A 3433-nucleotide genomic window follows, 5' to 3' on the forward strand; every position below is an offset into this window, starting at 1 on the left:
TTGATCTAACCCATTATACGTATAGCTTGTTGAATCTGTTTGATTACCATGGGTGAAATTTGTTTCTGATAGTTTATCAGAATCAGCGGGGTAATTCCAATTTATAGTCGATTTACCCTCTTTCTGTGTTCTTAATCGATTTTTTTTATCAGGATATTCTTTCGTTTTAGTTGTACCTGCTTTAATATTTTGAACAGAAGTGATATTTCCATTTTTTTGCTGCTTTCACTTCAAGAAGTGCAACTGTTATTTCTGAAGTTAAACCGTCTGTTAATGCATCTAATGCGAGTGAACCTACTAACTCTGCAGCATATTTAAATGAAGAGTTTCCGTCAGGATCCACATTCATCACAGGATTATTATTTGCATAAGAATATCCATTTTGAGTAATTGAATCGTCACTGTTACCTGGTTGAGGATCTAATGATAAAAATACCCCTTGCTCTGGTTGATAGTACCTTGCCATTAAGTAATACATATTTATTTCTTTATCATACATATACCCTGCATAGAGGAATGGATTTTCTGCTGCTGCTCCTTGTGCACCTGATTTGATTACATTTCCCCAGGCATCGTACGAATTGAAAGTGTTACCAATAAACGCCAATGGATTGTCAGCAAGTCAGATTATTTTAGGATGTATGGGATTTGGAGGTGGATGGAATCGGGATCCAATTCAAACAGAATATGTTAAACAAGCACATAACGCGGTGGAAGCTGCACTAGCAAATGGTATTAATATGTTTGATTATGCAGATATTTATGCGTTTGGAAAAGCTGAAATCGTCTTTGGTCAGGTATTAAAGAACAAACCGATCATTCGGGAAAATATTATCATCCAATCGAAATCAGGGATTCGTTTGGATGATGAGGAGTCGGGTGTTCCAGCCCGTTATGATTTTTCAAAGCCATATATTTTAGAAAGTGTCGAGGGCATTCTTACAAGACTAGAGATTGACTACTTGGATATTCTGTTGTTACATCGTCCGGATACTCTTATGAATTGGGGATCACCATGCTACCATTGATTTGACAATATATTATAAATAAGTATTTCAATAATAAACTTGATTATTAAACATAAAAAATGAGGTTTGAGACACCCTCTTTATTGAATAGAACATAAAAATTGTTATAAATTTAAATATAGTAATCCATGACGCTTGTAAAAAAAAAAAAAAAACGAAATTGAGATGATTAATATTGTCTCAATTTCGGGTTTATTTTTGCTAGTTTATAACTACACTGGCTTTATATGTGATCATTACACTCAGTTTCCTCATTAATTTCTACACCTTCCCTTTTACATAAAGTTCGATGTCTTTCTTTATTTTTCCATAAACGACTTGCTCCTGAATTTTTGGGCAAACACAATGTGATACTTACAATTCCATGTTGTATGTACTAAACTATTACTATCTTTTGAAATAAAATTTCCTCCTTATGCTGATATTTTGGTTGGAAACTCAAAAATATTTTAGCACCTCGGGGGAATTTTTTAGTTATTTGTAAAAGTCCTATAAAAAGAACACATTTTGATTAATTTGTTGAAACTACATATAAATTATTTTGGTTCTATAACAATTTATCCATAAAAAAATTGCCCCAAATTGTTAGACTAGGTCTAACAATTTGGGGTAGTCATTCTCCTCAGCTTTTCTATACTTTATTCATACTTCCAATAATAACACCTAAACATTTTACAAACAGCTTTTTAATAAGATGACCCCTTTAACTTTTAGAAAAATTAATTTGAGTAGATAGACAAATTAATCTTCTACCCCTCCAAAGGAAAGAATATGAAAGTTAAGATTCAAACAAAGTTTTTCTAGAAGAATAACCATCTCAGAAGTTAGTTCAAAACCAATTTGCGCATAGTCTGAGCTGAGATAACAGTTAATTGAAACCTCTTTATATAGTTGATTTATTTCTTTAATATATTTTGAATAAGGAAGTAAGTTATTTAACAAATCTATCAAATGTATAAACGGGTCTTCCTCATTGTCTATTTTTATTTCATATGACCAAATATCGTAAGGAGCATCAATATTTGCTAACTTCCCTATTTTTTGACCTTTTTTAATTACCTTTGTAGGAATTAATCCTATTTTTTGCTTAATTTTATTAAAATCTAAATTAGTATCTATTATTCTAAAAGTAAAACTTCCTGAAATCTCCAATCTTATATACCTACTATTTCATAAATTTTTTTAATTGTCTTGCATATTTCAATAATTCAGCGTAAGTAAAATTATCTTTAGCTCCCATTCCAAAATCTTTTTTTAATTCGTGAATGTAATCTTTAAATTCGTGTCTATCAACGCCTACCTCTCTAGCTACATCATTAACCATTTTTAAATCTTTCTTAGCAGCAAAAAGCTGTAAATTTAATTTTAGACCTTTAGTCTTTTTACTTTTCTTTAAATATTTTCCTAGTTTCACAAAAATCTTTGCATATTTTGCTGAGTGCCCAAGTGTTGATAAAATACCAGTTGGATCACCAAATGATAACAAATCAGCTGCAACCCAAGCAGCTTTAGATGCTGAAGGATGCTTATAGAAACTATACATATCTGAAATAAGGAACGCTAAATCTAAGGCCCAATTTCCGTCAGGATCTACATACTTAACCGGATTATTATTTCCATAACCATATCCATTTTGAGTAAGTAAATCATCCTTATCACCTGGATGTGGGTCAAGTGATAAAAACACCCCTTGTTCTGGTTGGTAATATCTAGCTATCAAGTAGTACATCTTTATTTCTTTATCATACATATAACCTGCATATCCAAATGGATTGTCTGTAGCCAAACCTTGCGCGTCTGATTTAATTACATTCCCCCATGCATCATATGCATAGGTCGCAACTACTTTATTGTTATCATCTGTCAATGCAACTACATCACCATGTGCATTGTAATGATAATAATATGTTTGACCTTCTGTTTTCATTGCTAAGCGTTGTCCACCTGCAGAGTAAACATATGAACGGAGTACTTTATCCTGATTATCTGTTTCGTATAATACATTAATACTGTCACCATCATAAAAATAATTTGTGACTGTACCATTGAGAACCTTCTGAATTCGTCGTCCTTGTTCATCATACTGATAAGTTACAAATGGAGAACTTTCTCCTTTTTTTGTTACAGCAGTTAATTGACCTGCTGGATTCCAAGTATAAGTATATTGCCCATCCTCAATACGATTTCCATTACTATCGTACTTAATGTCATCATTTCCGAATTTCGTTAATTCATTTGCTTCATTGAATTCTGATTTCGTTTCGGTTGAATTTGCATCTTTTGTAACAATTACATTTGTACGATTTCCAAACCCATCATATCGGTATTCTTTCTTTGTACCATCAAGTTGGGTTTCCGATTCTAGTTGGTTTAACGAATCATAAGTATAAGTTATGTTTTGTTTG

The 3433-nt window shown here is 32.0% G+C and carries 3 protein-coding genes and 2 pseudogenes; 1 reads left to right on the forward strand and 4 read right to left on the reverse strand.

Annotated elements, in window-relative coordinates:
* Positions 1 to 181 precede the first annotated feature (181 nt).
* Positions 182 to 577 (reverse strand): annotated as a pseudogene (locus tag J5Y03_RS19620) (RHS repeat-associated core domain-containing protein); the annotation flags it as partial.
* Positions 578 to 611: 34 nt separating this feature from the next.
* Between J5Y03_RS19620 and J5Y03_RS19625 the strand changes: the two are divergent.
* A complete protein-coding gene (locus J5Y03_RS19625; protein WP_322099605.1) occupies positions 612 to 1028 on the forward strand; it encodes an aldo/keto reductase in 417 nt (138 codons plus the stop codon).
* A 226-nt stretch (positions 1029 to 1254) separates the two neighbouring features.
* Here J5Y03_RS19625 and J5Y03_RS19935 read toward each other — a convergent pair.
* From J5Y03_RS19935 to J5Y03_RS19635, 3 genes and pseudogenes are all read right to left on the reverse strand, one after another.
* Positions 1255 to 1429 (reverse strand): annotated as a pseudogene (locus tag J5Y03_RS19935) (transposase); the annotation flags it as partial.
* Between the two features lie 340 nt (positions 1430 to 1769).
* On the reverse strand, positions 1770 to 2180 hold the full coding sequence (locus J5Y03_RS19630; protein WP_209407691.1) for a DUF4279 domain-containing protein: 411 nt from the start codon (positions 2178 to 2180) through the stop codon (positions 1770 to 1772).
* A 13-nt stretch (positions 2181 to 2193) separates the two neighbouring features.
* Positions 2194 to 3433, reverse strand: a 1240-nt coding sequence (locus J5Y03_RS19635) for an RHS repeat domain-containing protein (protein ID WP_245208985.1), incomplete at its 5' end; no start/stop codon positions are given.

It is taken from the genome of Gottfriedia endophytica (assembly GCF_017814275.1).
Lineage (GTDB): Bacteria > Bacillota > Bacilli > Bacillales > Bacillaceae_G > Gottfriedia > Gottfriedia endophytica.